16 protein-coding genes are annotated in these 17644 nt (G+C 60.1%); 6 read left to right on the plus strand and 10 right to left on the minus strand.

Features of this window, described 5'->3' with window-relative positions:
- Positions 1 to 6: 6 nt before the first annotated feature.
- Positions 7 to 720 (plus strand): DUF3108 domain-containing protein, encoded by a 714-nt coding sequence (locus HX807_RS15120; protein ID WP_003210742.1) that lies wholly within the window; start codon positions 7 to 9, stop codon positions 718 to 720.
- 253 nt (positions 721 to 973) lie between these two features.
- Entirely contained in the window at positions 974 to 1162 is a 189-nt protein-coding gene (locus HX807_RS15125; protein ID WP_008438187.1) for a hypothetical protein, read from the plus strand.
- Positions 1163 to 1368: 206 nt separating this feature from the next.
- Here the strand turns inward: HX807_RS15125 and HX807_RS15130 are convergent, their stop codons facing one another.
- From HX807_RS15130 to HX807_RS15160, 7 genes are all read right to left on the minus strand, one after another.
- Positions 1369 to 1914: a DUF2058 domain-containing protein gene (locus HX807_RS15130; RefSeq protein WP_177050382.1), complete on the minus strand. Its 546-nt coding sequence runs from the start codon at positions 1912 to 1914 to the stop codon at positions 1369 to 1371.
- 25 nt (positions 1915 to 1939) lie between these two features.
- Positions 1940 to 2773 (minus strand): nucleoside triphosphate pyrophosphohydrolase, encoded by an 834-nt coding sequence (mazG, locus tag HX807_RS15135; RefSeq protein WP_177050384.1) that lies wholly within the window; start codon positions 2771 to 2773, stop codon positions 1940 to 1942.
- 153 nt (positions 2774 to 2926) lie between these two features.
- Complete coding sequence (relA, locus tag HX807_RS15140) at positions 2927 to 5170, minus strand: GTP diphosphokinase (protein ID WP_003210738.1); 2244 nt, start codon at positions 5168 to 5170, stop codon at positions 2927 to 2929.
- A 136-nt stretch (positions 5171 to 5306) separates the two neighbouring features.
- Complete coding sequence (gene rlmD / locus HX807_RS15145) at positions 5307 to 6659, minus strand: 23S rRNA (uracil(1939)-C(5))-methyltransferase RlmD (RefSeq protein ID WP_008438175.1); 1353 nt, start codon at positions 6657 to 6659, stop codon at positions 5307 to 5309.
- On the minus strand, positions 6659 to 7561 hold the full coding sequence (cysM, locus tag HX807_RS15150) for a cysteine synthase CysM (protein ID WP_003210736.1): 903 nt from the start codon (positions 7559 to 7561) through the stop codon (positions 6659 to 6661). The genes rlmD and cysM overlap by 1 nt, the downstream gene beginning before the upstream one ends.
- A 100-nt stretch (positions 7562 to 7661) precedes the next feature.
- Complete coding sequence (locus HX807_RS15155) at positions 7662 to 8258, minus strand: tRNA-uridine aminocarboxypropyltransferase (protein ID WP_177050386.1); 597 nt, start codon at positions 8256 to 8258, stop codon at positions 7662 to 7664.
- 6 nt (positions 8259 to 8264) lie between these two features.
- Positions 8265 to 9158 carry a LysR family transcriptional regulator gene (locus HX807_RS15160; protein WP_003210734.1) on the minus strand — a complete coding sequence of 298 codons (894 nt, stop codon included), beginning with the start codon at positions 9156 to 9158 and terminating at the stop codon, positions 8265 to 8267.
- 244 nt (positions 9159 to 9402) lie between these two features.
- Between HX807_RS15160 and speB the strand changes: the two genes are divergently transcribed.
- The 4 genes from speB to HX807_RS15180 all read left to right on the plus strand — a co-directional run bounded on the left by speB (position 9403) and on the right by HX807_RS15180 (position 13799).
- On the plus strand, positions 9403 to 10353 hold the full coding sequence (speB, locus tag HX807_RS15165; RefSeq protein ID WP_003210733.1) for an agmatinase: 951 nt from the start codon (positions 9403 to 9405) through the stop codon (positions 10351 to 10353).
- A complete protein-coding gene (locus HX807_RS15170) occupies positions 10353 to 10778 on the plus strand; it encodes a nuclear transport factor 2 family protein (RefSeq protein ID WP_003210732.1) in 426 nt (141 codons plus the stop codon). Before speB ends, HX807_RS15170 begins: the two co-directional genes overlap by 1 nt.
- Positions 10779 to 10799: 21 nt before the next feature.
- On the plus strand, positions 10800 to 12305 hold the full coding sequence (locus HX807_RS15175) for a cytosine permease (RefSeq protein WP_003210731.1): 1506 nt from the start codon (positions 10800 to 10802) through the stop codon (positions 12303 to 12305).
- Positions 12306 to 12416: 111 nt separating this feature from the next.
- Positions 12417 to 13799: a sodium:solute symporter gene (locus tag HX807_RS15180; RefSeq protein ID WP_003210730.1), complete on the plus strand. Its 1383-nt coding sequence runs from the start codon at positions 12417 to 12419 to the stop codon at positions 13797 to 13799.
- Positions 13800 to 13859: 60 nt separating this feature from the next.
- Here HX807_RS15180 and HX807_RS15185 read toward each other — a convergent pair whose 3' ends face one another.
- The 3 genes from HX807_RS15185 to HX807_RS15190 form a co-directional block, all read right to left on the minus strand.
- Positions 13860 to 15959: an FAD-dependent oxidoreductase gene (locus HX807_RS15185; protein WP_177050387.1), complete on the minus strand. Its 2100-nt coding sequence runs from the start codon at positions 15957 to 15959 to the stop codon at positions 13860 to 13862.
- A gap of 441 nt (positions 15960 to 16400) precedes the next feature.
- On the minus strand, positions 16401 to 16523 hold the full coding sequence (locus HX807_RS31680) for a PA1414 family protein (RefSeq protein WP_003210728.1): 123 nt from the start codon (positions 16521 to 16523) through the stop codon (positions 16401 to 16403).
- A gap of 137 nt (positions 16524 to 16660) precedes the next feature.
- Entirely contained in the window at positions 16661 to 17554 is an 894-nt protein-coding gene (locus tag HX807_RS15190; protein WP_003210727.1) for a LysR family transcriptional regulator, read from the minus strand.
- Positions 17555 to 17644: the final 90 nt, after the last annotated feature.

Here is a 17644-nt window from a genome sequence, read left to right on the forward strand (position 1 = left end):
GACTTTATGCGTCGCGCCCTGCTCTTCGCTTTTGCGCTGTTCGCCTTGCCTGCCGTGCAAGCGGCAGACCTTCACCCTTTCTCCGCCAGCTACACCGCCGACTGGAAACAGTTGCCCATGAGTGGTTCGGCAGAACGCAGCCTGACCAAGAATGACAACGGCAGCTGGACCTTGAATTTCAAGGCTTCCATGATGATCGCCAGCCTGACTGAAACCAGCGTGATCCGCTTCGACAAAGACGCCCTGCAACCGGTGAGCTACACCTTCGAACGCGGTGGCCTGGGCAAGACGAAGAAGATCAACCTCGACTTCGATCAGACGGCCAAGAAAGTCACCGGCTTTGAAAACAAGGACCCGGTCAACGTGGCCCTTCAAAGCGGCATGCTCGACAAGTCGACCTACCAGTTGGCATTGCAGCGCGATGTGGCAGCCGGCAAGAAAAGCATGAGCTACAACGTCGTCGAAGGCACTGATGTCGATACCTACGACTTCCGCGTGATCGGCCCGGAAAAGGTCCAGACCAAAGCCGGCTCCATCGATGCGATCAAGGTCGAGCGCGTGCGTGACCCGACTCAAAGCAAGCGCATTACCCAAATGTGGTTTGCCAAGGACTGGGGCGGCATCCTGGTTGCCCTGCGCCAGGTCGAGACTGACGGCAAGGAATACAACATCATGCTGCAAGACGGTACCGTTGACGGCAAGGCTGTCAAAGGCAGCTGATCCTCTGCGCAATGAAAGAGCCTCGCGTACGCGGGGCTTTTTTTCGCCTGTCGCCTGACGCCAACATGAAACTTTTGTCATAAAACTCAGCGCCCTGCGACGCAATGTCGCGGTTTCCGTGGGCTCGCGGGATTACTCCAGTTTCTGTAAAGGTGTGTTGCAATTCCTGGTTATTTACTTAGCAAGCTAACAAATCATATAACAAAGGCCTGCGACGCCTTGCCGCAGATCAACCAGAGATTGGAGCAAGCAGATGACTGTAAAAGTAACTGAACGCGACGATGAACATATGTCCCATGAAGCAGTAGCCCACGGGATTCACATCTGGGATGTACACCAGCAAGACCTGCTGGTCGGCATGTTTCACGACGAGACCGAAGCTCATAATTATAAAAACGAGCTCGAGACCCTTGAGATGAAACGCCAGGCGCAAAGCTCCTGAAACTCTGAAATCCTGTAGATAACCAGCCCCACGCAGCTGGAGTGTCTATAAACACAAACCCCGCCTTTTGAGCGGGGTTTGTGTTTTTGGGGTTGGGGCTTGGGATTTTGGGGGCGCTTCGCGCCCCAGCGGGAGCAAGCTCCCTCGCCACAGCAAGCTGCCTCGCCACAACAAGCCGTCTCGCCACAATGTGTGTTTCTAACGCATTACCACATCAGGTCGTCAGGGATCTGGTAGGCGGCGTACGGATCATCCTCATCCGGCACCTGGCTTTCGGTCAGGACGTTCATCTGGACGATGCGCTCTGGCGCCCGCTCCTGGATCTTCAGCGCGGCTTCGCGCGGGATCACCTCGTAACCGCCACCGTGATGCACGATCGCCAGGGAGCCGTTGCTCAGCTTGTTACGCATCAGCGTGTTGACCGACAGGCGCTTGACCTTCTTGTCATCCACGAAGTTGTAGTAGTCCTCGGTGGTCAGCTTGGGCAGGCGCGAGGTTTCGATCAATTGCTTGACCTGCGCAACGCGGGCCTTGGCCTCGGCTTTTTCCTGCTGCTGACGGTTCAGCTCCTGGTCGCGCTTGACCTTTTCGGCATGCGCCTGGATGGCCTGGCGCGCCTGGCTGTCGTCCGCTTCGGCCTGGCCTTTATGCACCAGGCGCTGCTGTTTCTGTTTCTCTTTGCCGACCTGCTTGGCCTGCTTTTGGTTGACCAGGCCTGCTTTGAGCAACTGGTCGCGAAGGGAAATGCTCATGGTGCTTACTCACTTGGGCAACGGCTCAGCCGCAGCTGGACAGATTCTTTTCCTGGCGTTTGGCTTCGCCCCACAGGGCGTCCAACTCTTCGAGGGTGCAATCTTCTATGGGACGGTGGGTCTCGCGCAATGCCTGTTCGATAAATCGGAAACGTCGTTCGAATTTAGCGTTGGCTAAACGCAAGGCTGCTTCCGGGTCGACCTGGAGGTGACGGGCCAGGTTGACCGCCGCAAACAGCAGGTCACCTACTTCATCGGCGATGGCTGCCGGGTCGTTATCGGCCATGGCTTCGAGCACTTCATCCAGCTCTTCGCGCACGTTATCCACCACGGGCAACGCGGACGGCCAGTCGAAACCCACCTGCCCGGCGCGCTTTTGCAATTTGGCGGCGCGGGAAAGCGCCGGCAAGGCCGTGGGCACATCATCCAGCAGGGATAACTGCTGTGGGACGTCGGACTTTTCCGCACGCTCCTCGGCCTTTATTTCTTCCCAACGCTGCTTGACCTGCTCTTCGCTCAGCTGCGGAATATCCAGCGGCGCGTACAAGTCTCCCGTGGGAAACACATGCGGGTGACGGCGAATCAACTTGCGGGTAATGCTGTCGATCACCCCAGCGAATTCGAAGCGCCCTTCTTCCCGCGCCAGCTGGCTGTAATACACCACCTGGAACAACAGGTCGCCCAGCTCACCTTGCAGGTGATCAAAATCCCCGCGCTCGATCGCATCGGCGACTTCGTAGGCTTCTTCCAGGGTGTGGGGGACGATGGTGGCGTAGGTTTGCTTGATGTCCCACGGGCAACCGTATTGCGGGTCGCGCAGGCGGTTCATCAGGTGCAGCAGGTCTTCAAGTGAATACATCAGTCTCTTTCCGCAGAAGTGGGAACGCTGAGGATCAAATGTGGGAGCGGGCTTGCTCGCGAAGGCGTCGTGTCAGTTGCCTGATATTTGACAGACACATCGCCTTCGCGAGCAAGCCCGCTCCCACATTTCAGTCCGCGCTCATCCAGCTACTCATGGCGTGCGATTACGCCGGGTCTCAATGATGTTCGGCAACTGGGAAATACGCCCCAGCAACCGACCCAACGCGTCCAGCCCCGGAATCTCGATGGTCAGGGACATCAGCGCCGTGTTGTCCTCTTTGTTCGAGCGGGTGTTGACCGCCAGCACGTTGATCCGCTCATTGAGCAGCACCTGCGACACATCACGCAGCAGCCCGGAACGGTCGTAGGCACGAATGATGATGTCCACCGGATAGGTCAACACCGGCACCGGGCCCCAACTGACCTGGATGATCCGCTCCGGCTCGCGCCCGCCCAGTTGCAACACCGAGGCACAGTCCTGGCGGTGAATGCTCACCCCGCGGCCCTGAGTGATGTAACCGACGATGGCGTCGCCCGGCAATGGCTGGCAGCAGCCGGCCATTTGCGTCATCAGGTTGCCGACGCCCTGGATCTGGATATCGCCCCGCTTGCCCGGCTTGTAGCCGGTGGCCTTGCGTGGAATCAGTTCCAGCTGCTCGCTGCCACGCTCCGGCTCAACCAGTTGCTGGGCCAGGTTGACCAACTGCGCCAGGCGCAGATCGCCGGCACCGAGGGCGGCGAACATGTCTTCGGCGATCTTCATGTTGGCCTTTTCGGCCAGCTTGTCGAAGTCCACCTGCGGCAGGCCCAGGCGTGCCAATTCGCGCTCGAGCAAGGTCTTGCCGGCGGCGACGTTCTGGTCGCGCGCCTGCAATTTGAACCAGTGGACAATCTTCGCCCGCGCCCTGGACGTGGTGATGTAGCCCAGGTTCGGGTTCAGCCAGTCGCGGCTCGGCGTACCGTGCTTGCTGGTAATGATCTCGACCTGTTCACCGGTCTGCAGGCTGTAGTTGAGCGGCACGATGCGCCCGTTGATCTTGGCGCCACGGCAGTTGTGGCCGATCTCGGTGTGCACCCGGTACGCAAAATCCAGCGGTGTGGCGCCCTTGGGCAGGTCGATCGCGTGGCCGTCGGGGGTGAAGATGTAGACCCGGTCAGGTTCGATATCTACCCGCAGCTGGTCGGCCAAACCGCCGATGTCGCCCAGCTCTTCGTGCCACTCCAGCACCTGGCGCAACCAGGAGATTTTCTCTTCGTACTGGTTCGACCCGGCCTTGACGTCGGTGCCCTTGTAGCGCCAGTGAGCGCATACGCCCAGCTCCGCCTCTTCGTGCATCGCGTGGGTGCGGATCTGTACTTCCAGCACCTTGCCCTCGGGGCCGATCACTGCCGTGTGCAATGAGCGGTAACCGTTTTCCTTGGGGTTGGCGATGTAGTCGTCGAATTCCTTGGGGATGTGCCGCCACAGCGTGTGCACGATACCCAGCGCGGTGTAGCAGTCGCGCATTTCCGGCACCAGCACACGCACGGCGCGCACGTCGTAGATCTGGCTGAAGGCCAGGCCCTTGCGCTGCATTTTGCGCCAGATGGAATAGATGTGTTTGGCCCGGCCGCTGATGTCGGCTTCAACGCCGGTGGCCTGCAATTCCGTGCGTAACTGGCTCATCACGTCGGCGATAAAGCGCTCACGGTCCAGCCGCCGCTCATGGAGCAGCGTGGCAATCTGTTTGTATTGATCGGGTTCGAGGTAACGGAAGGACAAGTCCTCCAGTTCCCACTTGATATGGCCGATGCCCAGGCGGTGGGCGAGCGGCGCGTAGATGTCGAACACCTCGCGGGCGACGCGGTTGCGCTTTTCGTCGTCGGCGGTTTTCACCGCCCGAATCGCGCAGGTACGCTCGGCCAGCTTGATCAAGGCGACGCGCACGTCGTCGACCATCGCCACCAGCATCTTGCGCAGGTTTTCCACCTGGCCCTGGGTACCCAGCACCATCGACTGGCGCGGGCTGAGGCTGGCACTGATCGCCGCCATGCGCAGCACGCCGTCGATCAGCTTGGCCACCACGGTGCCGAAACGCTGGCTGACGGTGGGCAGTTGAATATGCCCCTCACGCACGCCGCGATACAGCACCGCCGCGATCAGCGAATCCTGATCGAGCTTGAGATCGGCGAGGATCTCGGCGATTTCCAACCCGGTGCGAAAGCTTGAAGTGCCTTCGGCCCACAGGTTCTTCGCCGCATTGTCTTGCTGTTCAGACTCACGAGCGAACTCGCAGGCTGCTTTCAAGGCTTCACGGTCCAGTGCCGGGTCGACACTGATGGCATGATCCAGCCATGCCTCGAGATTGATACTGCCGTCGGTGTTGATCGGCTGGTGTGCTCTCACCTGTACCATCTTGCTTACCTTCCCTACGACGCACCTTTTAGTGCGTCAAAATCATCGCTGACCTGCTTTACAAAAAAAGCTTGTGCACGCTCCCTGGCAGGTCACAGGCCCAGGAGATGCAGGCCAGTCGGATTAAACGGGCATCCTAGCCCGCTTCAAATAACGCCATGGCCTCGACATGGGCCGTCTGGGGAAACATGTCGAGGATCCCGGCACGTTTTAGCCGGTAGCCTTGCTTGACCAACTCGACCGTGTCCCGCGCCAGCGTTGCCGGATTGCAGGACACATACACCAGGCGATCAGCCCCCAGGGTAGCGAGCTTGCGCACAACCTCCAGGGCACCATCGCGGGGTGGGTCCAAGAGTACCGCAGAAAAGCCCTGTTTGGCCCATTCCGCGTCGGTCAAAGGCTGGGACAAATCGGCCTGAAAAAACTGAACATTATGCAAATTATTGCTGACGGCATTCTGTGCCGCCCGGTCCACCATGGCCTGCACGCCTTCCACCGCCACCACTTCCCGCACTTGGCGGGCCAGCGGCAAGGCGAAGTTGCCCAAGCCACAAAACAAATCCAGCACCCGCTCGTCGGGCTTCGGCGCCAGCCAATCCAGCGCCTGGGCGACCATCGCCTGGTTGACCCCGGCGTTGACCTGCACAAAGTCTCCCGGGCGGTACGCCAACTGCAAATCCCACGGTTCCAGACGATAGCCCAAGGCCTGGTCTGGTTCGACCGGTTGCGGCTGGCCCTCGCCATGCAGCCACAGTTGGGCTTCATGGAACGTGCAAAATTCCTGCAGGATCGTCAGGTCCGCTTCGGACAAGGGCGCCATGTGTCGCAACAACACGGCAATCGACGAACCACTGAATAATTCCACATGCCCCAATGCCTGAGGCTTGCTCAAGCGCCGCAGCATGTTGGGCAAACGCTGCATGATCGGTTGCAAGGCCTGTACCAGCACCGGGCAATCGTCGATGGCGACGATGTCCTGGCTGGCCACGGCACGAAAGCCGACTTCAAGTTTCTTCGCCTTGGCATCCCAGCGCACGGCCACGCGGGCGCGGCGACGATAGCCGAATTCCGGCCCGCTCAAAGGCGCGGCCCACTCCTGGGGTTCGACACCGGCCACACGGGATAATTGCTCGGCGAGCATGCGCTGTTTCAGGGCGAGTTGTTCGTCATGGGGCAAGTGTTGCAGGCTGCAACCGCCACAGCGGCCGGCGTGCACACAGGGTGCCGGACGGCGCAGTTCGCTGGCGGTAAATACGCGCTCGGTGCGCGCCTCGACCACTTTGCCGTGGGCGCCCAACACCCGCGCTTCCACCTCTTCACCGGCCAGCGCACCCACGACAAACCAGGTGCGGCCTTCAAAGAACACAATGCCACGGCCGTCGTTGGCCAGGCGCTCGATGGTCAGGCGCTGCTTCTTGCCTACGGGAATCTGTGGGGCCCGGCTGCCGCCCGTCGGTTGGAAGCGCAGGCCTCTCTCGTGCTTGGCCATCAGTTGGGCGCGTCGAAAATGCCGGTCGACAGGTAACGGTCGCCACGGTCACAGATGATCGCGACGATCACCGCGTTTTCCAACTCCTGGGACAAGCGCAACATCCCGGCCACGGCGCCACCGGACGACACGCCGCAGAAGATGCCTTCTTCACGGGCCAGGCGGCGGGTGGTGTCTTCGGCTTCACGCTGGGCCATGTCGATGATGCGATCGACGCGAGCCGCGTTGTAGATCTTCGGCAAGTACTCTTCGGGCCAACGACGGATCCCCGGGATCGCTGCGCCTTCCATCGGTTGCAGGCCGACGATCTGGATCTCGGGATTCTGCTCCTTGAGGTAGCGCGAATTGCCCATGATGGTGCCGGTGGTGCCCATCGAACTCACGAAGTGAGTGATGGTGCCCTGGGTCTGGCGCCAGATTTCCGGGCCAGTGGTGGTGTAGTGCGCCTCGGGGTTGTCGCCGTTGGCGAACTGGTCCAGCACCAGGCCACGGCCTTCGGCAGCCATACGCTCGGCGAGGTCGCGGGCACCTTCCATGCCTTCTTCCTGGGTGACCAGGATCAACTCGGCGCCGTAGGCGGTCATCGCCGCCTTGCGCTCGGCGCTGCCGTTGTCGGGCATGATCAGGACCATCTTGTAGCCCTTGATCGCCGCGGCCATGGCCAGGGCAATCCCGGTGTTACCGGAGGTGGCTTCGATCAGGGTGTCGCCGGGCTTGATCTGCCCACGCAACTCGGCGCGGGTGATCATCGACAACGCCGGGCGGTCCTTGACCGAGCCGGCCGGGTTGTTCCCTTCGAGCTTGAGCAACAAGGTATTGCTGGTGTTGCCCGGCAGGCGCTGCAAGCGGACCAGCGGGGTGTTGCCGACGCAATCGGCGATGGTGGGGTACTGCAAGGTCATGGCGTATTCGCAATCCAGACTGCGGGGGCGACTATCATACCGGGAAAGGCTGGCGGGCCATATCACGCAAAGTGTGGTGCTTATCGCTTAATGGAATAAGTCAGGCGGGGCCGTGGTTTCTCTGGAACACTTCATCGCCCATCGCGGCAATCTGTCCTTCGATCAATGCCTCGAACGGTTTCAGCAGCGGCTCAAATGAGGTGGGCGCTTCAAGCACCTGCAACGCCTGCACGATGGCCTCCACCGTCGACAACGCCCCGGGCCCCGGTGCCTTGCGCAGCCGATAACGGGACACGGCGCCTTCCGCCAGCGTCACCCGAGGCAGCGCCGCCAATAAAGGATTGAGGTGCAGCAACTTGCGCGCCTTGCGCCAGGTACCGTCCGGCACCACCAACAGCAACGGTTCGTCGGATGGCGTATAGGCCTGCAAGGGTTGGGCATTTTCGTCCGGAAACAACAGATGCGCCTGATAACCCGGCGGATTCAACAACGCCTGCAAATCCTCAAACACCTCCCCCACCACCAACTGCGCATTCACCAAGCCCAGCGCCGCCAACCGCGCGGTATTCAAGGCGTGATTGACCTCACTCGGATGCTGCAACAGCAACACCCGGGTTCGGCTATCCAGCCGGGGAATCAGCGCGCACAGGCAGTGAGTGGTGGGCCGCAGGCAGCGGGAGCATTGGGGTCTGGACATGGGTTTTCAGGCCTGGTTGAGCTGGGCTTTGAGTAAATCGCGGAAGGTCTGGATCAGGGGTTCGCGGCTGCGGCCCCGGCGCATGATCATCGAGAACGGCGCCTGGTAACCAAAGGTTGCCGGCAGCAGTACCCGCAAATCCCCTTTGTCGGCCCAGGCCTGGGCGTAGTGCTCCGGGAGGTAGCCGATGTAGGCGCCGGACAGCACCAGGATCAATTGCGCCTCCATACTTTCCACCGTGGCGGCGCTGTGCTTGAAGCCGTGACGCGCCAGTTCGGCCTGGCTCCAGTAACCACGACCGACCATGCGTTGCTGGGTGATGACTTGTTCGGGAATGCGCCGCTCGTTGAACAATGGGTGACGGGTGCTGCAATACAGCCAGTGCTGTTCGCGGTACAGCGGCATATAGATCAGCCCGCTCATCCGGTTGGAAAACGCACCGATGGCCAGGTCCAGGCGATTGTCCTGGACGCCGAGTTGCAACTCGTAAGGACTCATCACCGACAGGTGCAAATGCACCGCCGGGTGTTCCTGACTGTAGGCGCCGATCACTTCGGCAAACGGCAAGGCCTTGTCGCTGACGGTGGAGTCGAGTACGCCGAGTTTCAGGGTGCCGCGCAGTTCGCCTTTGAGCGCGGCGGCGTATTGCTCGAAGCCTTCCAGCTCGCCCAGCAGGCGCAGGGTTTCCTGATGGAACAACTCGCCCTTGCTGGTGAGGCTGAACCCGCCCCGCCCGCGATGGCACAGCACCAGGCCCAACGCGGCTTCCAGCTGGCTCATGTAAGTGCTGATGGCCGAGGTCGACAGGTTGAGTTCGTGCTGGGCATTGGCGAAACCCTGGTGCCGCACGACGCTGACGAAGATGCGCAGGAGTTTCAGGTCGGGCAAGGCGTTGGCCATGGGCTCTCCAGAGGCAAACATAAAACCTGTGGGAGCGGGCTTGCTCGCGAATGCGGTGGATCAATCGAACCCTCCGTGACTGACACACCGTATTCGCGAGCAAGCCCGCTCCCACATTTGAGCCGAGTTTACCTCAGGCATTAGTTTAGAAAAATCTGAACTAAGTATTTGCCCCTGCCGATTCTTCCCTTCCCATGCATTTCGCAGAATCGGCTTCTAATAAACAAAACGATGAGGCAATCCCGTGGACAAGATTTTCCACCAACCACTGGGCGGCAACGAAATGCCGCGCTTCGCCGGCATCGCCACCATGATGCGTCTTCCCCATCTGCAATCGGCCAAGGGCCTGGATGCCGCCTTCGTCGGCGTGCCCCTGGACATCGGCACCTCCCTGCGTGCCGGCACCCGTTTCGGGCCGCGGGAAATTCGCGCCGAATCGGTGATGATCCGCCCTTACAACATGGCCACCGGCGCCGCGCCGTTTGACTCGCTGTCGGTTGCCGACATCGGCGACGTGGCGATCAACACCTTCAACCTGCTGGACGCTGTGCGCATCATCGAAGAAGCCTACGACGAGATCCTCGAACACAATGTGATCCCGATGACCCTGGGCGGTGACCACACCATCACCCTGCCGATCCTGCGGGCGATCCACAAGAAACACGGCAAGGTCGGGCTGGTGCACATCGATGCCCACGCCGACGTCAACGACCACATGTTCGGCGAGAAAATCGCCCACGGCACCACCTTCCGCCGCGCGGTGGAAGAAGGCTTGCTGGATTGCGACCGCGTGGTGCAAATCGGCCTGCGCGCCCAGGGCTACACCGCCGAAGACTTCAACTGGAGCCGCAAACAGGGCTTCCGCGTGGTCCAGGCCGAAGAATGCTGGCATCACTCGCTGGCGCCCCTGATGGCTGAAGTGCGCGAGAAAGTCGGCGGTGGCCCGGTGTACCTGAGCTTCGATATCGACGGCATCGACCCAGCCTGGGCGCCCGGCACCGGCACCCCGGAAATCGGTGGCTTGACCACGATCCAGGCGATTGAAATCATCCGCGGCTGCCAAGGCCTGGATCTGATTGGTTGCGACCTGGTAGAAGTTTCGCCGCCGTACGACACCACCGGCAACACCTCGCTGCTGGGCGCCAACCTGCTGTACGAAATGCTCTGCGTATTGCCGGGCGTGGCGCACCGCTGATGAGCGCCCAGGCCGAGGTATTAAAAGCCGCGGCCGACCTGGTGTCGGCCTTCGCCCGCAATGACCGCGACGCCTACTTCGGTGCGTTCAGTGCCGATGCCAGCTTCGTGTTCTACACCCTCCCCCAGCCGCTGCTGAGTCGCGATGCCTACCAGGTGTTGTGGGACAGCTGGCGCCGGGACGAGGGATTTGAGGTGCTTTCCTGCACCTCAAGCAACGCTTTCGTCAGCCTGCACGGTGACGTCGCGGTATTTGTGCATGACGTGGCCACCGAGCTGCGCATGAACGGGGAGCAATTCTTTAGCCAGGAACGCGAGACCATTGTCTTCAAGCGGCAAGGGGATCGCACACAACAAAAAGAAGGCCTGTGGCTGGCCTGTCACGAACATTTGTCCGCTATGCCGGAAGGGCTGCCGCCCCATTAGCCAATGTGATCGGAGCAGATCATGAATAATAAAAACAACGAAAACAGTATTCGCAACATAGAAACCAACGGCGTCGAACAGATCCCGGACCACGAACGTACCGCCGGGCCGAAGGATTTGTTTCGCCTGATTTTCGGCGGTGCCAACACCTTCGCCACCGCCGTGCTGGGGAGCTTTCCGGTGCTGTTTGGCTTGTCGTTCCAGGCCGGCGTCTGGGCGATTGTGCTGGGCGTGCTGGTGGGTGCGGTGATCCTCGCCCCCATGGGTCTGTTCGGTCCGATCAATGGCACCAACAACGCCGTGTCTTCCGGTGCGCACTTTGGTGTGCACGGGCGGATTGTCGGCTCGTTCCTGTCGCTGCTGACCGCTATTGCGTTCTTCTCACTGTCGGTGTGGAGTTCAGGCGATGCGCTGGTGGGCGGTGCGAAACGTCTGGTGGGCTTGCCGGAAACCGACCTGACCCTGGGCCTGGCCTACGGCGTCTTCGCCATTCTCGTGCTGACGGTGTGCATCTACGGCTTTCGCTTCATGCTGTGGGTCAACCGCATCGCAGTGTGGGCGGCGAGCCTGCTGTTCCTGCTGGGGATCTTCGCCTTCGCGCCGGCCTTCGACAGCCACTTCGCCGGCACCGTTGCCCTCGGCCAGACCGGCTTCTGGGCGGCGTTTATCGGTGCAGCACTGGTGGCCATGAGCAACCCGATTTCCTTCGGCGCGTTCCTCGGTGACTGGTCGCGCTACATCCCGCGGGAAACCTCGAAGATGCGGATCATGCTGGCGGTGGTGTTCGCGCAGATCGCCACCTTGATCCCGTTCCTGTTCGGCCTGGCCACCGCGACCATCGTGGCAGTCAAGGCACCGGACTATATCGCGGCCAACAACTATGTCGGCGGCCTGCTGGCGGTGGCACCGAGCTGGTTCTTCCTGCCGGTGTGCCTGATCGCGGTGATCGGCGGCATGTCCACCGGCACCACCTCGCTGTATGGCACCGGCCTGGACATGTCCAGCGTATTCCCGCGCCTGCTGTCCCGGGTCAAGGCAACGCTGCTGATCGGGGTGATGTCGATTGCCTTCATCTTTATCGGACGTTTCGCCGCCAACCTGGTGCAGAGCGTGTCGACCTTCGCCGTGCTGATCATCACCTGCACCACGCCTTGGATGGTGATGATGATCATCGGCCTGATCGTGCGCCGGGGTTACTACTGCCCGGATGACCTGCAAGTGTTCACTCGCGGCGAAACCGGCGGGCGCTACTGGTTCAGCCATGGCTGGAACTGGCGCGGCCTGGGGGCCTGGATCCCGAGTGCGCTGGTGGGCCTGTGCTTCGTCAACCTGCCGGGGCAGTTTGTCGGGCCGCTGGGCAACCTCGCCGACGGCATCGACATCAGCTTGCCGGTGACCCTGGGCCTGGCCTCGCTGGTGTACCTGACACTGCTTCGCGTGTTCCCTGAACCGGCTGCCGTCTACGGACCGACTGTGGCGAGGGAGCCTGCTCCCGTTCGACTGCGCAGCAGTCGGGAGGCCGCCTGATGAATTGCGTGGAATGGATTGGGGCTGCAATGCAGCCCAGCGGGAGCACGCTCCCTCGCCACACAGCCCCCTTTAGCCCCACATAAAAAAGATAATCGGAGACTCGCCGTCATGGCCTTAGATCTATTCGTCGTCCTCATCTACGCCGCCGGCATGCTGGTGCTCGGCTACTACGGCATGCGCCGCGCCAAGACCCATGAAGACTACCTGGTGGCCGGCCGCAACCTCGGCCCGACGCTGTACATGGGCACCATGGCTGCCACGGTGCTGGGCGGTGCGTCCACCGTCGGCACCGTGCGCCTGGGCTATGTACATGGTATTTCCGGTTTCTGGCTGTGCGCCGCGCTGGGCGCGGGGATCATTGCGCTGAACCTGTTCCTGGCCAAGCCGCTGCTGAAACTGAAAATCTTCACCGTGACCCAGGTCCTGGAGAAACGCTACAACCCCATGGCCCGCCAGGCCAGTGCGGTGATCATGCTGGCCTACGCGCTGATGATCGGCGTGACCTCGATCCTGGCCATCGGCACCGTGCTGCAAGTGTTGTTCGACCTGCCGTTCTGGATGTCGGTATTGGTAGGCGGTGGCGTGGTGGTGGTGTACTCGACCATTGGCGGCATGTGGTCGCTGACCCTGACCGACATCGTGCAGTTCGTGATCAAGACGGTCGGCCTGATGTTTATCCTGCTACCAATCTGCCTGTACCGCGTCGGCGGTTGGGATGAATTGGTGGCCAAACTGCCCGCGTCGAATTTCAGCTTCACTGAAATCGGCTGGGACACCATCATCACCTACTTCATGATCTACTTCTTCGGCATCCTGATCGGCCAGGACATCTGGCAACGGGTGTTCACCGCCCGCGACGAAAAGGTCGCCCAGTACGCAGGCACCTTCGCCGGTTTCTACTGCATCCTCTACGGCCTGGCCTGTGCGCTGATCGGCATGGCCGCCCACGTACTGATCCCGGACCTGGACAACGTCAACAATGCGTTCGCCGCCATCGTCAAAGTCTCGCTGCCCGACGGTATCCGCGGCCTGGTGATCGCCGCTGCACTGGCCGCGATGATGTCCACCGCCAGCGCCGGCTTGCTCGCCGCTTCCACCGTATTGACCGAAGACCTGCTGCCGCGCCTGCGTGGTGGCAAGCAGTCGAGCTTGAAGATCAACCGTCTGTTTACCTTGCTGACCGGTATCGCCGTGTTGGGTATCGCGCTGGTGGTGAGTGATGTGATCAGCGCACTGACCCTGGCATACAACCTGTTGGTGGGCGGCATGTTGATCCCGCTGATCGGGGCGATTTTCTGGAAGCGTGCGACAACTTCCGGGGCGATCACCTCCATGACCCTGGGTTTTGTGACCGCGCTGGTGTTCATGATCAAGGATGGTTTGGACGCCAATACGCCGATCTACTACAGCCTGGGTGTGGGCCTGGTGAGTTTTGTGCTGGTGAGTTTGCTGTCCCGTCGTCCGGAGGCTGTTGCGGCTCGGGCGATCTGAACGAATAGTTGAAAGTAGCTTTCTTCAGCGGGTGCGACGTCGGATGTCGCACCCGTTTTTTTATTCCCACACTGCCGAAACCCCCGGCGCTCTGGCCTGGATGACTTCCTGGACCAAAGAAGCCCATACCAATCCCTGCGTGGTGCCCCCGGCATAAGTTGCCCCCGCGACAATGCGGTTGTAGGCGGACCAATGCACGATTGAAAGTCCATCTGCGGTGCCGGGCCTGGCACATTCGATTTGTTGCAAGTCGCCACGTTCGATCGCACGGCTGCAGGACTTTGGAAAGTGTCGAGAAACGGCAGCCAGGCACGCCGCCCGTATCTGCTCCTTGTACTGCGGCGTCGAATCGGGCGGCACCTGCCCGGCGGAGACAAGGATGCAGTTCCCGTCCAGGCGGCAATTCATGACGCCGATTGGCAGGTCGTACTGCAGCTTGAGTCCGCGCATGTCGACACCTTCATCATCAACGGCGCGCAGCTTGAAAAACCAGCCAATGATCGGGATGACCTCTGGCTCGTCCACCCCCATGGCCGTGACGACAAAGTGCTCTCTACTCAGATCGGCAATTTGGACCGGACTCAGGTGCCGTGGCAGGAACTCAACCCCTGAGCGCTGCAAAAGCGTCACCATCTCATCCATTAAATGGATAAATTCCAGATCGTAGCCCGACACCTCAATCGCCCGCCCGACCTCGGGAACTCCATACATTGCCTGGAATTGCAGCTGACTGATCTCTGCAAGCTCTCGCCCCGGCTTGCCACTCGGCCAAGGCCTGTTTTCAATATCCCATTGCTCGCGGATCGCGGCCTCCGTGCCACTGGAGTCGTCCACATAGGCTCGTACAATTCGCGATCGTGCAAATCGTGCCAGCGATGGGTTGTCGGCCAGGAATTTTTCAAACAGCTCGATGCCTGCGCGATTGCACTCAATGGCCAGGTACTGATTTGCGGGAGTCAGGTAATCGTTAGGCAGCGGTTTTGCAGTCGTCTCCGTTGCTGACAGATGACGCATGTTCACCTGCTTGTGACTGGCACCATCGCGCTGCTGATTTCCTCCATAAACCGTGACCTGATAATTTGCCAGGCGGAACATCACGGCTTGGAGCAGCCCGTTGATACCTCTGCCGATGATCGACACACGCGGCGCACCGGCATCGGCTTGCCGAGAGGGGATCGCCAATGAGTGTGCGAGTTTGCGCCGGACAAGGCCGCGCAAGGCCATCAAGCTCAGTTGCACCGAGACCGCATAGTCGAGGTCGCAATGGCAGGCTTCGGTGGTGGCCGCCTGTGTCGTCAGCGTCGCCGGCTTGTACCACCTGGAGACACTGCAGCCGAGCGCTTGTGTGCGCACCCGAAACGCATCCAGTGTCCTGGGGCCGTAGTCCAATATGAGCTGGATATCTTCGGAGACTGCCAGGGTCTGCAACGCATCGTCGCTAAAGACATCCGGCTTGGCGACACAGACAAGGCGAGCCTTTCTGTGCAGGCACTGAATGAGGGTCCGATCAATGCGATAAATGGATTCATCATTCAGGGATAAGCATAGGGCGACTGCATTGGCCCCCTCGAGCGCCTCGAGCCAGTCGCCAACCAATGAAACCCTGCAATCGGAAGAGGCTTTCCCGAAACTGTCCGACACTCGATCGCGTCGACCCAACACCTTAATCCGAACATCCGGATCTCGAGCAAGCAACAACTTAACAAGCTCTTTCCCTACATTGCCGTATCCCAGTACACAGATATCATGGGGCAAGGAGCCATCTGCCAGCGTCAGCCAGTGCGCAATATAGGCAGCAACATGCGGCGCATTGACCCCTGGCGTGTTAATCACTCGAACATTGTTGCGCTCGCACAGATCCAATCGGATCTTATCCAGACTTGTACCTCTGCGGACCAAACAGAGTTCCCCAAATGGGTGGGATATACGCCATTGGTTGATGACGTCGGCATCAATAACCTGGTCTGCGACAATGATCGTTGATGGGCGCAGCAGTGCAATCTGTATAAGCAGAGCCTGCTTGGTTAACGTCGGCGGGAAAAACACCACGTTGCCGGGTGCATCAGCTTTCCAGCCACGCGATGCAGGGGCGATATGCAAGATGTTTTCGGTGGTGGCAATAAGTGACGCGGCGACTGGCGGAACGGAAGAGAACATCATGGTTTTGTCTCCAACAGTTCTGACTGGCTCATACTCCGGAGAGCGCAACTCAATGAAGTTGGGGGCTTGTAAGAACTGCAAACGATACAAATCTTTTCGTGATGAAACTCAACCTACGCCTATCCTAATAATCAAATAAGCCCGTCGACTCTGACAAACAGGTAGTCCAATTCCGATACTTAATGGCAAAACTCGACTGACGCGCACACGTCCGGACTACCAATCGGTATTACCGTGGCATTGTTAAATTAAATATTTGAAGGATTATTCCGAAAGCAGGTGTCTTGAGAAAATCACCAAACCCCGGAAATGAAAACGTCCGGCCAAAGCCAGACGAAGAATTGAAGTACACAGCAACGGGTCATGATCAATCATGACTCCAATACATAGGCAAACCTCCTGGCCGCGCCCAAACAAACATGCTTGAGCGCTTTCCAGGACTTACCTGCGACGCGGGCGACGCTGCTCGTCATCGGTGCGGATTGGCACCGGTTGCAGCGGTGGCTCGATCAAGCCGAGTGCGACGCCGAGGTCGTGCAGCCAGTTTTGCAGTTTCTCTTTCATGGTGCCCCCTTGGGGTAATGCTGAGCGGCTGGAATTCTGTGGCCGCTTCCTACAGATAGTAGTCTTAAGTCTTACGTATTGCTTGAACGAAACCACAACGAACTATTACTGAATTGATCAAAATCCTGACGGATCGTTCAAGCAATCGCTCGGGTTTCGGTTTCCGGTAGCACCTTGCCCTCCTGCTGCAGGTCAATCCACGCATTGAGGTTAGCGCCGAGCATGCCCTTGCGCCACATCAACCAGGTGGTGGCGCTGGCAAAAGGCTCGGCCAGCGGATGAATGGACACGCTGTCCTTGCCCGGCAGGCTGTCGAGCATCGATTCCGACATCAACGCCACGCCGGAACCGGCGATTACACAGGCCAGCATGCCCTGGTAGGACTCGATCTCGATGGCCCGGCCCATGGCCACGCGATCGTGGGAAAACCAGGCTTCCAGGCGCGCCCGATAAGAACAACTGCGTCGGAAAGTGAACACCGAACGGCCGGCAACATCCTGCGGCCCACGCACCGGCGGATGATCCGCCTCGCAGATCAGCAGCAGGCGCTCTTCGCACAGCGGCACGCCGTCGAGGGTGGCCAGGGTCAACGGCCCATCCACCAATGCGGCGTCCAGGCGCCCGGTGATCAAGCCTTCCAGCAGTTCACCGCTGGGAGCTGACTGCACCTGCAGGTTCACCATCGGATACGCCTTGTGGTAACGCGCCAGCAGCTTGGGCAAATGAATCGCCGCCGTGCTGTACATGCTGCCGAGCACAAAGTCTCCAGCCGGTTGCCCGCCCTGCACCGCGCCATGGGCTTCGTCATGCAGGGCCAGCAGGCGCGCACTGTAGTCCAGCAGCACTTTGCCTGCAGGAGAAAGCTGCAAGCGCTGGCGCTCGCGCACGAACAGTTCGACGCCCAGTTGTTCTTCCATCTGTTTAAGCCGGGTCGACAGGTTGGACGGCACCCGGTGCAAGCGCTCAGCGGCACGGGTGATGGAGCCTTCCTCGGCCACGGCCTGGAAAATCCGCAATTGACTGAACTCCATCACCATTCTCCAAAACTGAACAAGTTACTCACTATTATTCATTTTTAAAGAAAGTCAATCCGCTTTAGCCTGATGGTCACTCGCTGCTCC

Source organism: Pseudomonas sp. D8002, from assembly GCF_013385695.1.
Taxonomy (GTDB): domain Bacteria; phylum Pseudomonadota; class Gammaproteobacteria; order Pseudomonadales; family Pseudomonadaceae; genus Aquipseudomonas.